This window comes from Intestinibacter sp. (genome assembly GCF_051866655.1).
Taxonomy (GTDB): Bacteria; Bacillota; Clostridia; order Peptostreptococcales; family Peptostreptococcaceae; genus Intestinibacter.
The window spans coordinates 1-1342 of sequence record NZ_JBJDXL010000235.1; the positions used below are offsets into that span (position 1 = coordinate 1).

Sequence of the window (1342 nt, forward strand, 5' to 3'; positions counted from 1 at the left end):
CACGCATTCACAAAAATTCTCAAAAAAATTTTTTATATTTTTTGTTAAAAAATGTTAAAAAACAATAGTTAAATAGCTGTAATAAATGTTAAAATATGTTAAAGAAATTAATATAACAGAAACAAATTACGTTTATATGGGGGTAAGGGGGTTATCTAGAGTAAACCAGATATAACTACTCTTACTTATGATAATTAAACTAATTAGTATGGAAAAGAAAGATAATATTATAGCCTACTCTGGAAAAGTAATTAAATACAGAAATAAAGAGTATGTAATTAGACCTGAAGAGTCTTTAAGAGGTTGCTTAGGTTGTGCCTTTGTACCTTCTATTAATTGCCCAGTAGAATTAACTAAATACTGCTTACAAGGTTACATATATAAGAAGTGTTAACAAATGTTAAAATAATGACACTATTTTGTTAATAATACGTTTATATATATGTCTAAAGCAAATAAGTTATGAAGTTAATAGATAGTAAAGTAGAATTAATAGAACAACAATCTGGTTTAGAAGGAGTATATAAACAGATCGAATTAGCTGGTAGAACTTGTTATAAATCTGAAGATAAGATTACTCCTACTTCTGCTAAAGAGTTTGTAGACAGAATGATTAAATCTGGTCATGGAGCTATGTTAGAACACGGTACAGTATATTTAGAAATGCACCTCCAACACAGAGACTACATTAAATACACTACTAACCCGTACTCTAAAGTTAATAAAGTAACAATAGACGGAGTAAATGGAAGAGTATATATTACAACTAACTATAGAGTTTTAGTAGAGAATAACTGGCTTGATGATTTAAAGTATATATGCGAACCTACAGAATTTCATGAAAAAAGAATAACCGCTAGATTTACTTGTGATAGAGGAGTATCTCATGAATTCGTAAGACATAGAGTATTTAGCTTTGCTCAAGAAAGTACCAGATATTGCAATTACAGTAAAGATAAGTTTAACAACGAAGTTACATTTATTACTCCGTCTTGGATCAATGAAGATTACGAACATACAGATTCTACTATATATACCAATACTGAATTTATAGTAGGTCTTAATCACGCAGAAACTAGTTATTTTAGCTTACTAAAACGAGGTTGGACTCCGCAACAAGCTAGAGCTATACTACCAAATGCTTTAAAAACAGAATTAGTAATGACTGGGTTTGAATCTGATTGGAAGCATTTCTTCGAATTAAGATGCGCTACTAACGCTCATCCTGATGCTAGAAAATTAGCTTTAGAACTTAAAGAACTTATATATGGAAAGCAAGAAAAATGATTTTAAAGATCATAAATTAAGGTGGGATTTATTACCGTTAGAAGATGTTGAAGAA

At 29.4% G+C, this 1342-nt stretch carries 2 protein-coding genes; both read left to right on the forward strand.

Going from position 1 to position 1342, the window contains the following annotated elements:
• Positions 1-187: 187 nt before the first annotated feature.
• A complete protein-coding gene (locus ACI3VO_RS07000) occupies positions 188-394 on the forward strand; it encodes a hypothetical protein (protein WP_439757219.1) in 207 nt (68 codons plus the stop codon).
• A 68-nt stretch (positions 395-462) separates the two neighbouring features.
• On the forward strand, positions 463-1287 hold the full coding sequence (locus ACI3VO_RS07005) for an FAD-dependent thymidylate synthase (protein ID WP_439757220.1): 825 nt from the start codon (positions 463-465) through the stop codon (positions 1285-1287).
• The last annotated feature ends 55 nt before the right edge of the window (positions 1288-1342 follow it).

What these genes read in the sequence shown, in the direction of transcription:
- ACI3VO_RS07000 (WP_439757219.1), top strand. Translation starts at nt 188, where the DNA reads ATGATAATTAAACTAATTAGTATGGAAAAGAAAGATAATATTATAGCC.
- ACI3VO_RS07005 (WP_439757220.1), top strand. Translation starts at nt 463, where the DNA reads ATGAAGTTAATAGATAGTAAAGTAGAATTAATAGAACAACAATCTGGT.